A 16,264-nucleotide genomic window follows, 5' to 3' on the forward strand; every position below is an offset into this window, starting at 1 on the left:
TGCCCCTGCGGGACTCGCGCCCGGGTGCACTCTACGAGGCGCGGGGCAGACAGGGAATGCCTCGAGTCCGGCGAGCCCTGTTGCCGATCCCGATGCGTACGTAGTGTGCGGGGTATGGCGGCATGGACAGCGAACGACATCCCCGATCAGAGCAACCGCACGGTCGTGGTGACCGGTGCGAACAGCGGCCTCGGCGCCGAGACGGCTCGGGCGCTCGCGCGTGCCGGCGCCCAGGTGGTGCTGGCGTGCCGCGACGTCGCGAAGGGAGAGGAGGTGGCCGCGGACATCGGGCCGAACGCGCAGGTGCGCAAACTGGACCTCGCCGATCTGTCGTCGGTGCGTGAGTTCGCCGCGGACCTCGCCGCGACCCACCCGACGATCGATGTGCTCGTCAACAATGCGGGCGTCATGGCGGTGCCGTTCCGGCGGACCGCCGACGGCTTCGAGATGCAGATCGGTACCAACCACCTCGGCCATTTCGCGCTCACCATGCTCCTTCTCGGGCGCATCACCGATCGCGTCGTCACCGTGAGCAGCACCATGCACCGGATCGGCAAGATCGATCTGGACGACCTGAACTGGGAGCGGCGCCGGTACGAGCGGTGGCCCGCGTACGGCCAGTCGAAGCTGGCGAATCTCCTGTTCACCTACGAGTTGCAGCGACGGCTCACCGCACACGGATCGCCGGTGAAATCCCTTGCGGTACACCCGGGCTACTCGTCGACGAACCTGCAGTACCGGAGCGAGTCGCGGTACGGCAAGCTCGTCGAGTGGGTGACGCCGGTCATCGGCCAGTCGGCCGCGATGGGAGCACTTCCGTCCCTCTACGCCGCGACCGCTGCGGATGCGGAACCCGGCGGCTTCTACGGGCCCGGTGGACTGTTCGAGATGCGAGGGCATCCAAAGAAGGTGCAGTCCAACGCGCGGTCGCACGACCAGGGCGTCGCCGCGAGTCTGTGGTCGCTGTCCGAGCAGTTGTGCGACGTGCGGTCGCCGCTCACGTCAACGTGAACGACACGGGCGGCAGGGCGTCGCGGCGGCACAGACCGGTCTGGTCGACGAGGTCCAGGGTGCGCAGGTAGCGACGCACGAGATCACCCGCGGAGAGCCCCGATTCCGACGCGACGCGCAGGGCCGCGGCCAGTCCGTCGCCGCGGGCCCAGCTGTGGACGGCTCCGACGGCCACGGGGTCGGGGTCGGGGCTCACCGTCAGACCGTGGCGCTGTTCCGCTGCGGCCAGTTCACCCCAGAGGCGCATGGTCACGCGCAGGGCTTCGTCCACCGCCGGGGTGGTCCGTCCGGACGTCGCGACGGTGCGGTGCCGGGTCTCGCCGAGCACGGTCGACACCACTGCGGCGAGCTCGCAGGGTTCGAGCCCGTCCCATGCGCCGGTCCGCACACATTCGGCCACGAGAAGGTCACTCGTGCAATAGATCCTGCCGAGCCGCCGTCCGTCGTCGGTGACGTACGCCGATTCACCGGCCGGGTCGAGGATCACGTAGCCGCGTTCCTCGAGCACAGCGAGGGTGCGATCGAACGTAGTGCGCAGACGTCCGGTGACGGCCTCGATCCGACCGCGCATTCGTTCCGTGTCGACGAGCAGGGTGCCGAGCCGGCCCGCGACGGCCAGCAGGTGTGCCCGGTCGGGCCGCCGGTGGCCCGGGTGTGAACGCACCGCGCGGGCGAGCGCGGTGACGGTGTCCGCGGAGGCCGTGGTGCGCGCGACGGCGAGACGCTCGTACAGGCTCCGGTACTCGGCGAAACCTGCGGCATCGGCGAGTTCCGCTTCGAGATCGGCGATCAGCACGGTGTTCGCCCGTACCGCATCGGACAACGCGCGCACCGATCGCTCCGCCTGGAATTGGGCGAACGAACGGTCCAGAAGTGTGCGTGCGCCGTCGAGGCCGACGCGCTCGACCAGATTGACGGAGGTGTTGTAGCCCACGCGCAGCGAGCTGTGCAGGGGATAAGCGCGCGTCGAGGCGAGTCCGGCAACGGTGGCGGGGAGGGTGTCGGGGTGCCAGAGCACCACGGCGTGCCCCTCCTCGTCGATCCCGCGCCGACCGGCGCGGCCCGTGAGCTGCGTGTACTCACCGGGCGTCAGGCGCACCGGTCCGGCTGCCGTCGGTTTGACGAGACGTTCGAGTACGACGGTGCGAGCCGGCATGTTGACCCCCACCGCAAGGGTCTCGGTCGCGAAAACGACGCGGACCAGTCCGCGCGTGAACAGGTCCTCGACCGCATGCCGGAATGCCGGAACGAGGCCGGCGTGGTGTGCGGCGAATCCGCGCTCGAGCCCCTCGATCCAGTCGGAGTAACCGACCGCGTCGAGGTCGGCCGGAGGCAGGGAGGCCGTGTGCCGGTCGGCTATCGCACGGATCTGCGGGACCTCCGCGGCCTCGGTGAGACGCAGGGAGGAGTCGAGGCATTCGGTGACGGCTGCGTCGCATCCCGACCGGCTGAAACGGAACCAGATGGCGGGCAGGAGTTGTTCGGACTCGAGCCGCGCCACGATCTCCGGGCGATCACCGCCCGCGGGAAGGGGTGTCGAGGTCCGGCGCTTACGGCGTTTCCTCGCTCCGGGAGAAGGAGCGGCGTCGGCGAGTTGCCGATGCGCGATGTAGCGGTCGAGTGTGTCGTCGATGGTCCCGGTGCCGGGGGAGAAGAGGGCGAACAACCGGCCGCCGGCGAGCATGTGCTGGGTGAGCGGGACCGGGCGGACCTCGTCGACGATCACGGTGGTCTCGCCGCGCACCCGGCGGATCCATGCCCCGAATTCTTCGGCATTGCTCACCGTGGCCGACAGGCTGGCCAGCCGCACCGAGCGGGGAAGACAGAGGATCGTCTCTTCCCAGACCGCGCCTCGTTCCCGGTCGGCCAGATAATGCACCTCGTCCATCACGACGTGGGTGAGGCCGTCGAGGAGGGGGGAGCGGGAATGCAGCATGCTGCGCAGGACTTCCGTCGTCATGACGACGACGGGGGCGTGCGGGTGAAGGGTGATGTCCCCGGTAAGCAGGCCCACCTCGCCCTCACCGAATCGCTCGACGAGGTCGTTGTACTTCTGGTTGCTCAACGCCTTGATGGGCGTGGTGTAGAAACAGGTGCCGCGGGGAGGCGAGTGCCGGGACGCGGGTGAGCGGTGACGAGACTCGAGCGCGAGGTAGGCCGCGAACTCGCCGACCACCGTTTTTCCGGCTCCGGTCGGGGCGCAGACCAGCACGTCTCGGTTCTCTTCGAGCGCACGGCAGGCTTCGATCTGGAAGTCGTCGAGCGTGAATCCCACCTCGGCCGCGAACTTCGCGAGCCGCGACCCGTCCTGCATACCCACGTGTCCACGCTACGCGGACGCGGCGTGGACACGTGGTGAGGCCGGGTGGCCCAGGTGATCGATCAGTCTTCGGAGACCTCGAGGGTGACCTCGATGTTGCCGCGAGTCGCGTTGGAGTACGGGCACACCTGATGAGCCTTCTCGGTGAGCTCGCGGGCCTGTTCGGTGGACAGCTTCGGCAAGGTGACCTCGAGGGTGACGGCGAGGCCGAACCCGCCTCCGTCGGTCGGGCCGATGCCGACGCGGGCGCCCACGGCGGAGTCGCTGATGTCGGCCTTTTCCTGACGCGCGATCATCTGCAGTGCGGAGTGGAAGCACGCCGCATAGCCCGCGGCGAACAGCTGTTCGGGGTTGGTGCCTTCGCCGTTGCCGCCCATCTCGGTGGGCATGGCGAGGTCGACGTCGAGCTTGCCGTCGCTGGTGCGAGCGTGGCCGTTGCGTCCGGCTCCGGTGGCGAGGGCTTCAGCGGTGTAGAGGATCTTCATGGCGGTCCTACCTTTCCTCAGGGGTGTCGTCGGCTGCGTGCTGCAGCGCGGCGGTCAGGCGGTGGAGCGTGTCGCGGAGTTCGACGAGTTCCTCGAGTTCCAGGTGGCCCGCGCGGGCCACGCAGCCGGGGATGTCCTCGGCTTCCTTCCGAAGCGCGTTGCCGGCGTCGGTGAGGTGTACGACGACGCGTCGCTCGTCGTCGCGTTGCCGTGTCCGTTCGACGAGCCCGGCCGACTCGAGTCGCTTCAGAAGAGGTGACAGTGTGCCGGTGTCGAGGTCGAGGGCGGCGCACAGGTCTTGCACTCCGCGCGCGTCGCGTTCCCACAGTGCGAGCAGTACCAGGTACTGCGGGTAGGTGACGCCGAGTCGGTCCAGGAGCGGCCGGTAGACCGCTGTGGTGGCGCGCGACGCGCGGTAGAGCGCGAAGCACACCTGCTGATCGAGAGCGAAAGGATCCGACACGTGAAATAAAGTAGCGCACCGTTCTGTTGTGCACAATATAAGTGCCCTCCTAGCTCTCCGTGACGTAGCTCACCTTCGTTTGCCCTCGGGCTTCGGAATTGATGAAGTGTTCGGCACGTTAGTTGAGTGAGTAAGGCTCAAGTCAAGAGAAAGGCTTCGGAATGACGGCATTCTTCGGGCCTGGCGGACCCGGCCGAATCGACCTCTCCCGCTTCATGAGCCGCGGTACGCAGGAACTGATGGCGGTCGCGGCTCGCTTCGCCGCAGAACGCGGCGACGCCGACCTCGATGCGCTGCACCTCCTCCGCGCCATGGCGGAAACCGATCCGGCCCGCACCGTCATGACCCGCTCCGGAGCCGATCCGGCCGCGGTCGTCGCGGCTGTCGACCAGCGGTTGCCGCAGAGCAACCCGGACTCCGGCGTTTCGGCTCCCGCACTCAGTGGGGCGGTCAAGACCGCGCTGCTGGAGGCACATCAGCTCTCGCGCGCGCTCGGCTCGACCTACATCGACCCCGAGCACGTGTTCTTCGCGCTGGCCGCGGACCAGACCCGCGCCCCGGGACGGTTGCTCGCCTCCCTCGGTGTCACCCCGCAGTCTCTGCAGACGGCGCTCCAACCGGTGCCGCCGGCCGAAGCGGGTGGCGACTCCGCGACCCCGACGCTGGACAAATTCGGTGTCGACCTCACCGAGCGCGCTCGGGGCGGTGGCATCGACCCCGTCGTCGGCCGCGCCGACGAGATCGAGCAGACGCTCGAGATCCTGTCCCGCCGTACCAAGAACAACCCGGTTCTCCTGGGCGAGGCAGGTGTCGGCAAGACCGCGATCGTCGAAGGGCTCGCCCAGCGCATCGTGGACGGTGACGTACCGGAAAACTTGCGCGACAAGCGAATCGTCCAACTCGACCTGACCGGCATGGTGGCGGGCACCCGCTACCGCGGCGACTTCGAGGAACGCCTCACCAAGGTGCTCGACGAGATCACCGCACAGTCGGGCGCACTGATCGTCTTCATCGACGAACTCCACACCGTTGTGGGCGCCGGTGGCGGCAACGACGGGGCGATGGACGCGGGGAACATCCTCAAGCCCAAGCTCGCCCGCGGCGAACTGCACATCGTCGGTGCCACGACACTCGACGAATACCGCAAGCACATCGAGAAGGACCCGGCGCTCGAACGGCGCTTCGGTCCGGTGATGGTCGGTGAGCCGAGCCGCGAGGACACGGTCGCCATCCTCCACGGATTGCGTGACCGGTACGCCGAATTCCACGGTGTCCGCTACACGGACGAGGCTCTCGACGCCGCCGTCGAACTGTCGGTGCGTTACCTGCCCGACCGGCACCTGCCGGACAAGGCGATCGACCTCGTGGACCAGGCCGGTGCTCGGCTGCGGCTGCACACCCCGCGCGTCGACGACGCACAGCTGCGGGACCGGCTGGTCGAACTCGAAGCCGAGAAGGACCGTGCGGTGCAGGCCGAGGACTACGAGGAAGCCTCGCGCGTCCGCGACGAGATCGTCCGGATCCAGCAGCGCATCGACTCCGGCGCGTCGGCTGATGCGGACGTCCCGGTGGTCGGCACCGAACTGATCGCCGAGGTCGTCTCGCGCGCGACGGGAATCCCCGTCACACAGATGACCAAGGTGGAGAAGGACCGTCTCCGCACTCTGGAGGACGAGCTGCACAAGCGCGTCATCGGTCAGGACGAGGCGGTGCGCGCGGTCACGCGTTCCGTCCGCCGGAGCCGCTCGGGCATGGGCGATCCGCATCGCCCGGTGGGCAGCTTCCTGTTCCTCGGCCCGACCGGCGTGGGCAAGACCGAGCTGGCGAAGGCGCTGGCCGAGGTCCTGTTCGGCGACGAGCGCAAGATGCTGCGCGTGGACATGAGCGAGTTCGGTGAACGACACACCGTGAGCCGGCTCGTGGGCGCACCGCCCGGGTATGTGGGCTACGGCGAGGCCGGTCAGCTGACCGAGCAGGTCCGTCGCAACCCGTATTCGGTCGTGCTGCTCGACGAGATCGAGAAGGCACACCCGGATGTGTTCAACACCCTGTTGCAGGTGCTCGACGACGGTCGCCTCACCGACGGCGAAGGCCGCACGGTGGACTTCACGAACACCGTCGTCATCATGACCAGCAACGTGGGTTCGGACATCATCTCCAGCCGTGGTGGAGCTATCGGGTTCACCACCGGCGACGCGGAGGCGGCAGAAAAGCCCTTGCGTGACCGGGTGATGGGACGGCTGCGCGAATCGATGCGACCGGAGTTCCTCAACCGCATCGACGAGATCGTCGTCTTCCGGAAGCTCGACGACGAGCAGTTGCACCGGATCGCCGATCTCCTGCTCGACGAGAGCCGGAAGCGGCTCCAGGCGAAGGGCATCGAGATCGACTTCAGCCCCGAGGCCGTGGAGTGGATCGCCCGTCACGGGCACCAGCCCGAGTTCGGTGCCCGCCCGTTGCGGAGGTCCATCGCACGGGTTGTCGACGACCGCATCGCCGATCTGCTGCTCGACGACACACTGGTCGAGGGCGGACGCGTCGAGGTCGATGTCGCCGGCGACGAACTGGAGTTGCAGGTGGTCTGAGATTCCGAAAAAGGGCGGGTGTGTGCAGTGCACACACCCGCCCTTTCGTATGCCGGTCGTCGTCAGGCTTTGCACAACCTCCGGATCGCGTTGAGGGGCAGACGGAGCCACGACGGGCGGTGCCGCGCTTCGTACACGACTTCGTAGACCGCCTTGTCGATTTCGTACGCACGGAGCAACGGCCCGATTTCGCGCGGATCGGATCCGGATGCTGCGGCGTACCCGTCGCAGAACGCGGCGGAGTTGCGTTCGGCCCATTCCCGCGCCCGGAACTCACGCTGCGCCGTGGCGCCGTCGGGGTCCCGCTCCCGCACCGAGTGGTGTGCGGCGTAATCGAAGGAACGCAGCATTCCCGCAACGTCGCGGAGCGGGGTGTCGGGGTGCCGGCGTTCGACGAGCGACTTGGCGGGTTCACCCTCGAAGTCGATGAGCAGCCACCGTTCCGGTGTGCGCAACACCTGCCCGAGATGGAGGTCGCCGTGGATGCGCTGCACCGTGACGGGACCGAGTGCGGCGGCTTCGTCGAACCTCGCCTGTATCGCGGGTACGAATTCCGCCAGTTCCTCGACTTCGGCGGCAGCAGCCTCGAGTCTGCGGCTCATCGCGGCCGCAAGTCCGGACGCGGGACGCTGTGATTCACCGAGCGCGGCGGCGAGATCCGAATGGACCTCGGCGACGGCCGTCCCCATCCGGTAGGACTCACCGGCGAAATCCGTACCGACCTCGTCGGCCCGCAGATCCCCTTCGATGAGAAGATCGCGGATACTTCCGAGCGCCATCGCCCACCCGTCCGCGGAATTGGCGGCGAAATCCTGGGCCATCGCGAGCGTCGTGCGGACACCTTCGACATCGGCATCGATCCACGCACGGATCGGTGCCACGGAGCGGCAGCCCACTTCGGTCAACGCGAGGTGCAACTCCACGTCCGGGTTGATACCCAACGTGAGACGACGGAACATCTTGAGCAGCAGGCGCTCGCCGAGTACCACGGACGTGTTCGACTGTTCCGCGCCGAGAGCGCGCCCGCGCATCCCCGCCTCGAACTCCGCACCCGCGAGGGTATGGAGATCGACGGGCCCCTTCGGGCGGCCACTGCTCAGGCTCTGCGCGTACAGGCCGATGATGTCCTGGTCACGCAGACCGTCGTAGACGAACACGCTGTGCCCCGCGTCGTCCGGTGTCGCCAACGTCCACGGAGCCAGATCGTCCGGCAGGTGCGATCGGTACCCCAACGGCACCTGATAGATCTGCTCGGGTGTGTCCTCGAAGTCGACGGCCACCAGGACATGGTCGGCGCCGAACCCGGGTTCGGCGGCGAGCGTCTGCCGCAACACGATCCGCACACCGGTGATGGTGTGGCCCTTCGCGGCGAACCAGCGCTGGCGTGGCAGCCAGTGTGCCAACCCCGCTTCGAGATCGGCGTCCGGATAACGGCCGTGGTTCTGCTCGGTCATGGTTGCACCGCCGCTTCCGCTTCGCTGCTGACGGGATGCGATCCTGCGCCTTCTGTCGTGGGATCCGGTTGCAGAGCGAACCAGAAGAACCCGTGACCGGGGAGCGTGAGCATGTAGCCCTCCTCGGTGATCGATGGGAACGGCACCGACCCGGTGAGCTCCACCGGGATCCACCCGGCGAACCTCGACAGATCCAGTACCACGGCTTGCGGATAGCGGGAAAGGTTGTTCACGCACAGGATGACGTCGCTGTAGTTGCGATCCGGGGCCGTTTCCATCTCCCGGAGATACGACAGGACCGCGGGGTTGGCGCTGCCGAGTTCGGTGAATGCCGCCTTGCCGAACGCGGGGTGCTGTTTGCGGACCTGAATCATCCTGCGAGTCCAGTGCAACAGCGAGTTCGTCGAGTTCAGCTGGGACTCGACATTGACCGCGTTGTACCCGTACGTGGGATCCATGATGGTCGGAAGATACAGCCGCGCCGGATCGGCGCGGGAAAAACCCGCATTGCGGTCGGGCGTCCATTGCATCGGGGTACGCACCGCGTCGCGGTCACCGAGCCAGATGTTGTCACCCATGCCGATTTCGTCGCCGTAGTACAGCACCGGGGACCCGGGCAGGCTCAGCAGCAACGCCGTGAACAACTCCAACTGGTTGCGGTCGTTCTCGAGCAGAGGGGCCAGACGCCTGCGGATCCCGATGTTCGCCCGCATCCGCGGGTCGGTGACGTACTCGGAGTACATGTAGTCACGCTCTTCGTCCGTCACCATCTCGAGAGTGAGTTCGTCGTGGTTGCGCAGGAAGATGCCCCACTGTGCGGTGCGGGGAATCGACGGGGTCTGCGCGAGGATCTCCGAGATCGGGAATCGGTTCTGGCGGCGTACCGCCATGAAGATCCGGGGCATGAGCGGGAAGTGGAACGCCATGTGGCACTCGTCGCCGATCTCCGGCTCACCGAAGTACTCGACCACGTCCGTCGGCCACTGGTTCGCCTCCGCGAGCATGACCCGGCCCGGGTATTCGGCGTCCATCACTGTCCGGCACTTCTTGAGGAACGCGTGGGTCTCGGGCAGGTTTTCGCAACTGGTGCCCTCGCGCTCGAACAGGTAGGGCACCGCGTCGAGCCGGAATCCGTCGATGCCGAGGTCCAGCCAGAAGCGGAGGACGTCGAGCATGGCGTCCTGGACTTCGGGGTTGTCGTAGTTCAGGTCGGGCTGGTGCGAGAAGAAGCGGTGCCAGTAGTACTGCTTGCGCACCGGATCCCACGTCCAGTTCGAGGTCTCCGTGTCCACAAAGATGATGCGGGCATCCTTGTAGGCCTCGTCGGTGTCGGACCACACGTAGAAATCCCCGTAGGGACCGTCGGGTTCGGCACGCGACTCCTGGAACCACGCGTGGGTATCGGAGGTGTGGTTCATGACCAGGTCGGTCACCACGCGGATACCGCGCTTGTGTGCTTCGTCGAGGAACGTCACGAAGTCGTCGACCGTCCCGAATTCCGGTAAGACCGCGCGGAAGTCGCGGATGTCGTAACCACCGTCCCGCAGCGGGGAATCGTAGAACGGGGGCAGCCAGATGCAATCGGCCCCGAGCCACGCGATGTAGTCGAGTTTCTCGGTCAGGCCCCGCAGGTCACCGGTCCCGTCGTGGTTCGAGTCGTTGAACGCGCGGACGAGAACCTCGTAGAACACTGCGGTCTTGAACCAGTCGGGATCGACCGGAAGGTTGCGTGCATGCGCGAAATCCTCGGACCGTGTCTCGACGATGTGCCCGTCGGGGGTGTGCTCGGGTTCCACAGCTCGGGCGGTCGGATCGGCTGGGCTTTCTGCTGGCATGAAACCTCCGGGCTCGTCATCGTTCAGGGCGGATCCTCAGGGTTCCCCGGCGTCGGCCGGTCCACACCCGGGCCGGCAGAAAGCGATGTGAGGGCATGCGTGCGCGGATACATTGACGCCCATGACTGCGAATCGGCCGGAGGGGCGGGTGGCCGAGCTGTGCACCCGGATGCGTTCCTTCATCGACGAGGAGGTTATCCCGCTCGAGCCGATATTGTCGCGGCTGGACGACGACGGGGCCTCTGCGCTGGACGGGCTGAAGAGCCGTGCGAAGGAACTCGGATTGTGGGCGCTCGGGCACCCCGCGGAGATCGGCGGCGGGGGAGTTCCGTTCCTGGACTTCGTCTATCTCAACGAAATCATCGGCCGGTCCGAATTCGGTCAGCTCGCCGTGGGATCGGTGTCGATGCAGGACGCGCTGATGCTGCATCGGCACGGCACCGAGGAGCAGCGGCGGCGCTGGGTTCCCGGTCTCGTGTCCGGTGAGATCCTGCCGTCGGTCGGCATGACAGAGCCCGAAGTGGCCGGCTCCGACCCGGTGCTCGTGCAGACGACCGCCCGTCTGGACGGAGCAGAGTGGGTCGTCAACGGCCACAAGTGGTTCACCACCGGCGCCCGGCAGGCCGGCTACTGCACGGTGTTCGCGCGCACCGAACCCGACTCGACGCCGCTCCACCGCAGTATCAGCGCTGTCATCGTCCCGACGGATACGCCGGGCTTCGAGATCGTCCGGGCCATCCCCACCATGGGGTACGACCCCAGCGACCACTACGAGGTGCGCTACACCGACGTCAGGGTTCCTGCCGACAACGTGCTCGGGGGACGCGGCAACGGTTTCCTTGTCGCTCAGGACCGCCTCGGGCCTGGCCGGATCTTCCACTGCATGCGCTGGCTCGGGCAGGCGCAACGGGCATTCGAACTGATGTGTACGCGGGCCAATGCCCGGTTCGCACACGGGTCACTCCTCGCCGACAAGGGTGAGATCCAGCGGTACGTCGCCGAATCGGCCGCGCAGATTCAAGCGGCGCGCCTCATGACGCTCGACGCGGCCCGGGTCATGGACGCCGGTGAGGACGCCCGGGTACAGATCGGTCTCATCAAGTTCTGGGGCGCGCGGATGCTGCACGACGTCGTCGACCGGTCGATCCAGGTACACGGGGCGCTGGGCCTGACCGCGGATACGCCCCTCGAGGCCATGTACCGACGCGCACGGTACGCGCGCATCTACGACGGCCCCGACGAGGTGCATCGCATGTCGACGGCCCGCCGGATGCTGCGCGACCCGGAGCGAGTGCCGTGGCGGTAGGGACCGCCTCGCTCGCGCCGCAGAAAGGGCGATCCGCTGTTCGGCACCGGGGAGTGGAGCGGTGTCACACCCGGCCACATCGCGAGTTGTCTGCTTGCACGGGAACAGGTTCGGCGTAGATGCACCGGGGCTCGAAGGTCCTGCTCCGGAGCGTCGGGGTGAGACGGTGTGCCGGGTCATAGAGCCTGTTCGGCGTGTTCTGGTACAGTCCCCTGCTATGCAGCGCACCTATTTTTGGTTTAGCGGGCCGGCCCTGGGTGGGTCGGTCGGCGTGACCGCGCGCTGACTTCTTCACCCACGAGCCGGATACAGACCGGCTCGACGGGATCTCAGGGTTCTTCCGGGTCGGCTTCCTTCACCGAGAACAGGAACGCAACCCGATGAGCTCCACCACTGGAATCTCCACCACGAATCTCGACGAGCAGCGCACCGTGCGGGTGAGTCCGCTCGCCGCGCCGTCGGAGATCCGCGCCGAATACGCTCCGGACGCCGTCGTGGCCGCGACCGTGCGATCCGGCCGTGCCGACACCGTCAACATCCTGAACGGCACCGACGATCGCCTCGTCGTGGTCGTCGGTCCGTGCTCGGTCCACGATCCCGTCGCAGCCATGGATTACGCTCGCCGGCTCGCCGCGAAGGCTGACGAACTGCGCGACGACCTGCACATCGTGATGCGCGTGTACTTCGAGAAGCCGCGCACCACGCTCGGCTGGAAGGGTCTGCTCAACGACCCGCACCTCGACGGCAGCTACGACATCAACACCGGCCTGCGGATCGGCCGCAAGTTGCTACTCGATGTGTCGAGCCTGGGCCTGCCCGTCGGCTGCGAGTTCCTCGATCCGATCCTCCCGCAGTACTACGCCGACCTGGTCACCTACGGCGCGATCGGTGCACGCACTGCCGCCAGCCAGGTGCACCGTCAGCTGTGCAGCGCCCTGTCGATGCCGGTCGGGATCAAGAACTCCACCGAAGGCGACGTGCAGGTCGCGGTCGACGGAACCCGCGCCGCAGGTGCGAGCCACGTGTTCCCCGGCACCGACCTCGACGGCCAGGCCGCACTCATCCAGACCGTCGGCAATCCGGACTGCCACGTCATCCTCCGCGGCGGCAGCGCGGGCCCGAACTACGATGCCGCGACCGTCGCCGACACGATGGCGCGCCTGCGCAAGGGCGGGTTGCCGGAGCGGGTCGTCATCGACGCGAGCCACGGCAACAGCAGCAAGAACCACGAGAAGCAGGTCGATGTCGTGACGGACATCGCCGAGCGTCTCGAAGCCGGAGAACAGGGCATTGTCGGTGTGATGCTGGAGAGCTTCATCGAAGCCGGCCGCCAGGACTTGACGCTCGGCTCGTCCGATGAGCTCGAGTACGGTAAGTCCATCACCGACGCGTGCCTCGACTGGGCAACCACCGCAGTCCAACTCGACCGGCTCGCCGACGCGGTGCGTGCCCGTCGCGCCTGAGTGCTTCTCGGCGTCGTGACCGAAGGGTGACAGTCCTCCAGCGGATACCGCGTGTATCCGCTGGAGGGCCTCGAGGGTGCCCTCGTTTTCCATCCCGCCTGTAACAAATCGGTTGGCGTCTGCGAACTTCTGATGGAAAGCACCTTCCGAACGGACTGGCGATGAATCCTCCTGCAGGCTGGCATCCAGATCCCTATGACCCGTCGATCGAACGTTTCTGGGATGGGAATCAGTGGACAGACCGAATCAGGCCGAGAGGTACTGAAACCCCCACGCAAGACTTCGGGACCGTCACTCAGGGTGGTGATCCGTCCCGAGGCGGGGGAAAGAAACGCCGAAAGTGGCCGTGGATCGTTGCGGTTGTCATCGTGGGACTCATAGCCCTCGTGGCAATCGTCGGCGAGGACGAGACACGGGATCCGAACTCGGACCAAACGGGTACAACTGGTTCGGTAACTCCTTCGCCGAGCGCGACCGCACCTCGAATCACGACGTCTCCTCCTGTAACGAGCAGTACGGTTCCTGCTTCGCAAGCACCCGGTATATCCGAACGTACGTCGGAGTTCACGCCGACCCCTACCAGTACTGCGTCCCTCGAGTTCTCTTGCAGCGACGCGGATTGGAGGGAATCGATGGGTGCCGAGGCCGACAGATTGTGTGGGGCACCGTGGACGCCGCCGACCAGAGCGCAGAGCCCGGAGTACACGGCGCCGCCACCCGCTCCGGAGTACACGCCGCCGCCCCCTGCCCCGCCACCCGCTCCGGAGTACACGCCGCCGCCCCCTGCCCCGCCTCAGCAATCGGGAGGGACAGTGCACCCTGGATCCTTCTGCAGCACGCCGGGCGCCGTGGGGATCACGGTCAAGGGTGTTCCCATGGTGTGTGCTCCTGGATCCGACGGCATGGACCGATGGCAGTCGGGTAACTGATCGTCTCGTCCCTGATCGCACATCACGCATCACTCCGCACCGCAGTGGTCAGGGGAAATTCGCGAAGCGGTTTCTTGCAAGATCGATCGGCCGGACATGGTCGGCGCCGACGAGCGACTGGCGCCGGGCTTGGTCGCCTGGTGCACACAATTCGGTCGACAGGGCAATATCGCTTGCGGCACAGGAGAGAGGAGACGGAGTGCGGTAGCGTGCGAAGCATGGATGGGGACGAATTGTAAATCGTTGTGCCGGCTCGGAACGAGGAGCGCTAGATAGGGCTGTGTCTCTCGGCTCTTCTCGCGCAGAAGGACGAGATATTCGAAATCGTTGTGGTGGACAATAATTCCACCGACAACACGGTGCAGATCGTCGAGGCTGTCGCGGCGGTCGAACCGAAGGTGCGGATCGTGACCGAGAAGCGTCCCGGTGTCGCGTACGCCCGCAACGCGGGTTTCGACGCGGCGGAAGGCACGCTCATCGGGTGGATGGATGCGGATACACGCGTGCGTCCGGGGTGGGCGTGCGCAGTGAAGGATTTCTTCGCCCGAGAAGACGTTTCGGGTGTCGGCGCGGTCAGTGGGCTCAACAATTCGTACGACTCTCCGTACCACCGGCTGAAGAAGTGGTATTTCGACAGGGGAGTCGCCCGAGGAACGTTGGGTGGGGAGCGTCGGGTCGACAATCTGCACGGTGCCAACATGGCCATCCGGCGGTCGTCCTGAGAACGAGTGCGAGATTCGGTGAGCACCGATCCGAAGGTCCACTAGGAGATCGACCTGGCGTTGTGTCTGCGTGGGCACGGTATCGAGATCGCGCAGTTGTTGGATTTGTACGTCGACATCTCTCCGCGGCGGGCACTGACTCCACCGCTCAAGTACACCGACTACATCCGGTCCGGTTTTCGCACGTACGAACTACACGAACGGATGACACCGAAGATCGCGAAACTGCTGCGTGGGCAGTGGCTTGCTCACGTCGTCGTCTACGGGTATCGGCCCTACGATCCGGCTCGTGGCAAGTTCACGTTCACGCGGTTGTTCTGCGGTGCGGCCGGCCCGCGCCACGCCGAATAGGTGGTTCCGTGGTCGAGACCGGGTTGTCTACAGCCCCGGATGAGCGGCGGGCGGGTGCTGAGCCGGAAAGTGAACGGCCAGTTCACGGCCTTCCGGGGTCCGCGGAGGGCACCGGCGGTGCAGTGTCGCGGCTTCCGGGATAGGACGGGTGCGTGGATTCGTGTTTCTGCTCGGGATGGTTGCAACCCCAAAAGCTTCCGTAACTCGGATATTTGACACGAACGCCCGTGACGACTCGGTAATTCGACCGAAAGGTCACCGGGGCGCGCTCATCGGATGAATGGATGGGGGAGGTGGACGCAGTTCCCACGACGAGCCTGCCCGTCGCAAGGGACGCGCAGGCAACCGGCGAGAAACGGGAGACGGACGACGGCAACGCGCCCATCTCCCCGACACTCCTGTATGGTCTGCCGATCAGGACAGCGGCGTGAAGTCCCGGCTCCCAAGATAGGGCGGGCGCGGGTTCTTCGCTGCGAACGGATCTACCAGGGTGTTCTCCACGCTGTTGAACACCACGAAGAGATTCGAGCGCGGAAACGGGGTGATGTTCCCGTTGGAGCCGTGCATGCAGTTGGAATCGAATACCGTTGCAGAGCCTGCGGATCCCGTGAATGTGGCGATGCCGTACTCGGCGGCCATCCGGGTGAGGCTGTCTTCGTCGGGGGACCCGGTCGGCGGCACATGGGTGACGAGCGACTCGCGGTAGTAGTCGTCCGGAGTCTCTCCCGCGCACGAGACGTAGGTGCGGTGCGAACCCGGCATGATCATCAAACCGCCGTTGTAGCCGTAGTTCTCGGTCAAGGCGAGCGAGATGCTGAGCGCCCGCGGCTTGGGCATTCCGTCCTCGGCGTGCCAGGTCTCGAAATCCGAGTGCCAGTAGAACGGCCCGCCGCGGAAGCCTGGTTTGACGTTGAGTCGCGATTGGTGGATGTACACGTCGGAGCCGAGCAATTGTCGTGCAATCCCGGCTATTTCGGGACGCCGGACGATCGAGGCCACGAGATCGCTGAGCAGATGCACGTCGAAGATGGAACGGACATCGCCGCTACCCTGTTCGCGGATCACACGCGCGTCGTCACCCAGTTCACCGCCGAGCCGTGATGTTTCTTCCAGGAGGTTCCCCACGTCGCTCGCGGGAAGAAGTGCTTCTGCAGTATGGAATCCTCGGAGGTCGTATTCGGCGACCGCCTCGGCGGGCAACGGCCCCTCGGCCGCACTTCCCCACACGACCGGATCCGGCCTCGCGAACGATTCGCACTTCGCTCGGCTCCGGGTCGGATACTCATCCTGTACCGCAGCGCGCATAACGGTGTTTCACCCTCTCCCAGATCGACAGAGCT

The 16,264-nt window shown here is 66.4% G+C and carries 13 protein-coding genes; 7 read left to right on the plus strand and 6 right to left on the minus strand.

Annotation, left to right across the window (positions count from 1 at the left end; all coding sequences use genetic code 11):
- Positions 1–114 precede the first annotated feature (114 nt).
- Complete coding sequence (locus tag ACFWU2_RS04770) at positions 115–1,011, plus strand: oxidoreductase (protein ID WP_378601731.1); 897 nt, start codon at positions 115–117, stop codon at positions 1,009–1,011.
- Here the strand turns inward: ACFWU2_RS04770 and ACFWU2_RS04775 are convergent.
- The 3 genes from ACFWU2_RS04775 to ACFWU2_RS04785 form a co-directional block, all read right to left on the minus strand.
- Positions 998–3,331 carry a DEAD/DEAH box helicase gene (locus ACFWU2_RS04775; RefSeq protein ID WP_378601734.1) on the minus strand — a complete coding sequence of 778 codons (2,334 nt, stop codon included), beginning with the start codon at positions 3,329–3,331 and terminating at the stop codon, positions 998–1,000. The two genes, ACFWU2_RS04770 and ACFWU2_RS04775, sit on opposite strands and share 14 nt — an antisense overlap.
- A 62-nt stretch (positions 3,332–3,393) precedes the next feature.
- Positions 3,394–3,816 carry an organic hydroperoxide resistance protein gene (locus ACFWU2_RS04780; RefSeq protein WP_378601737.1) on the minus strand — a complete coding sequence of 141 codons (423 nt, stop codon included), beginning with the start codon at positions 3,814–3,816 and terminating at the stop codon, positions 3,394–3,396.
- Positions 3,817–3,823: 7 nt separating this feature from the next.
- A complete protein-coding gene (locus ACFWU2_RS04785; RefSeq protein ID WP_378601740.1) occupies positions 3,824–4,279 on the minus strand; it encodes a MarR family winged helix-turn-helix transcriptional regulator in 456 nt (151 codons plus the stop codon).
- Positions 4,280–4,440: 161 nt separating this feature from the next.
- On the opposite strand from ACFWU2_RS04785, the gene ACFWU2_RS04790 reads away from it, so the two are divergent.
- A complete protein-coding gene (locus tag ACFWU2_RS04790) occupies positions 4,441–6,864 on the plus strand; it encodes an ATP-dependent Clp protease ATP-binding subunit (RefSeq protein ID WP_378601743.1) in 2,424 nt (807 codons plus the stop codon).
- Between the two features lie 62 nt (positions 6,865–6,926).
- Here the strand turns inward: ACFWU2_RS04790 and ACFWU2_RS04795 are convergent, their stop codons facing one another.
- Both ACFWU2_RS04795 and treS read right to left on the minus strand, forming a co-directional pair.
- On the minus strand, positions 6,927–8,318 hold the full coding sequence (locus ACFWU2_RS04795) for a hypothetical protein (protein WP_378601746.1): 1,392 nt from the start codon (positions 8,316–8,318) through the stop codon (positions 6,927–6,929).
- Positions 8,315–10,153, minus strand: a complete 1,839-nt coding sequence (gene treS, locus ACFWU2_RS04800) for a maltose alpha-D-glucosyltransferase (RefSeq protein ID WP_378601749.1) — start codon at positions 10,151–10,153, stop codon at positions 8,315–8,317. Before treS ends, ACFWU2_RS04795 begins: the two co-directional genes overlap by 4 nt.
- 121 nt (positions 10,154–10,274) lie before the next feature.
- Between treS and ACFWU2_RS04805 the strand changes: the two genes are divergently transcribed.
- From ACFWU2_RS04805 to ACFWU2_RS04825, 5 genes are all read left to right on the plus strand, one after another.
- Complete coding sequence (locus ACFWU2_RS04805) at positions 10,275–11,459, plus strand: acyl-CoA dehydrogenase family protein (protein ID WP_378601752.1); 1,185 nt, start codon at positions 10,275–10,277, stop codon at positions 11,457–11,459.
- Positions 11,460–11,839: 380 nt separating this feature from the next.
- Entirely contained in the window at positions 11,840–12,922 is a 1,083-nt protein-coding gene (locus ACFWU2_RS04810) for a 3-deoxy-7-phosphoheptulonate synthase (protein WP_378601757.1), read from the plus strand.
- Between the two features lie 161 nt (positions 12,923–13,083).
- Complete coding sequence (locus ACFWU2_RS04815) at positions 13,084–13,851, plus strand: DUF2510 domain-containing protein (RefSeq protein WP_378601760.1); 768 nt, start codon at positions 13,084–13,086, stop codon at positions 13,849–13,851.
- A gap of 278 nt (positions 13,852–14,129) precedes the next feature.
- Complete coding sequence (locus ACFWU2_RS04820) at positions 14,130–14,573, plus strand: glycosyltransferase family 2 protein (protein WP_378602339.1); 444 nt, start codon at positions 14,130–14,132, stop codon at positions 14,571–14,573.
- Between the two features lie 60 nt (positions 14,574–14,633).
- Entirely contained in the window at positions 14,634–14,924 is a 291-nt protein-coding gene (locus ACFWU2_RS04825; protein WP_378601763.1) for a hypothetical protein, read from the plus strand.
- Between the two features lie 414 nt (positions 14,925–15,338).
- Here the strand turns inward: ACFWU2_RS04825 and thpD are convergent, their stop codons facing one another.
- Positions 15,339–16,229 (minus strand): ectoine hydroxylase, encoded by an 891-nt coding sequence (gene thpD, locus ACFWU2_RS04830; protein ID WP_378601766.1) that lies wholly within the window; start codon positions 16,227–16,229, stop codon positions 15,339–15,341.
- Positions 16,230–16,264 lie beyond the last annotated feature (35 nt).

Source organism: Rhodococcus sp. NPDC058639 (assembly GCF_042717545.1).
Lineage (GTDB): Bacteria > Actinomycetota > Actinomycetes > Mycobacteriales > Mycobacteriaceae > Rhodococcus.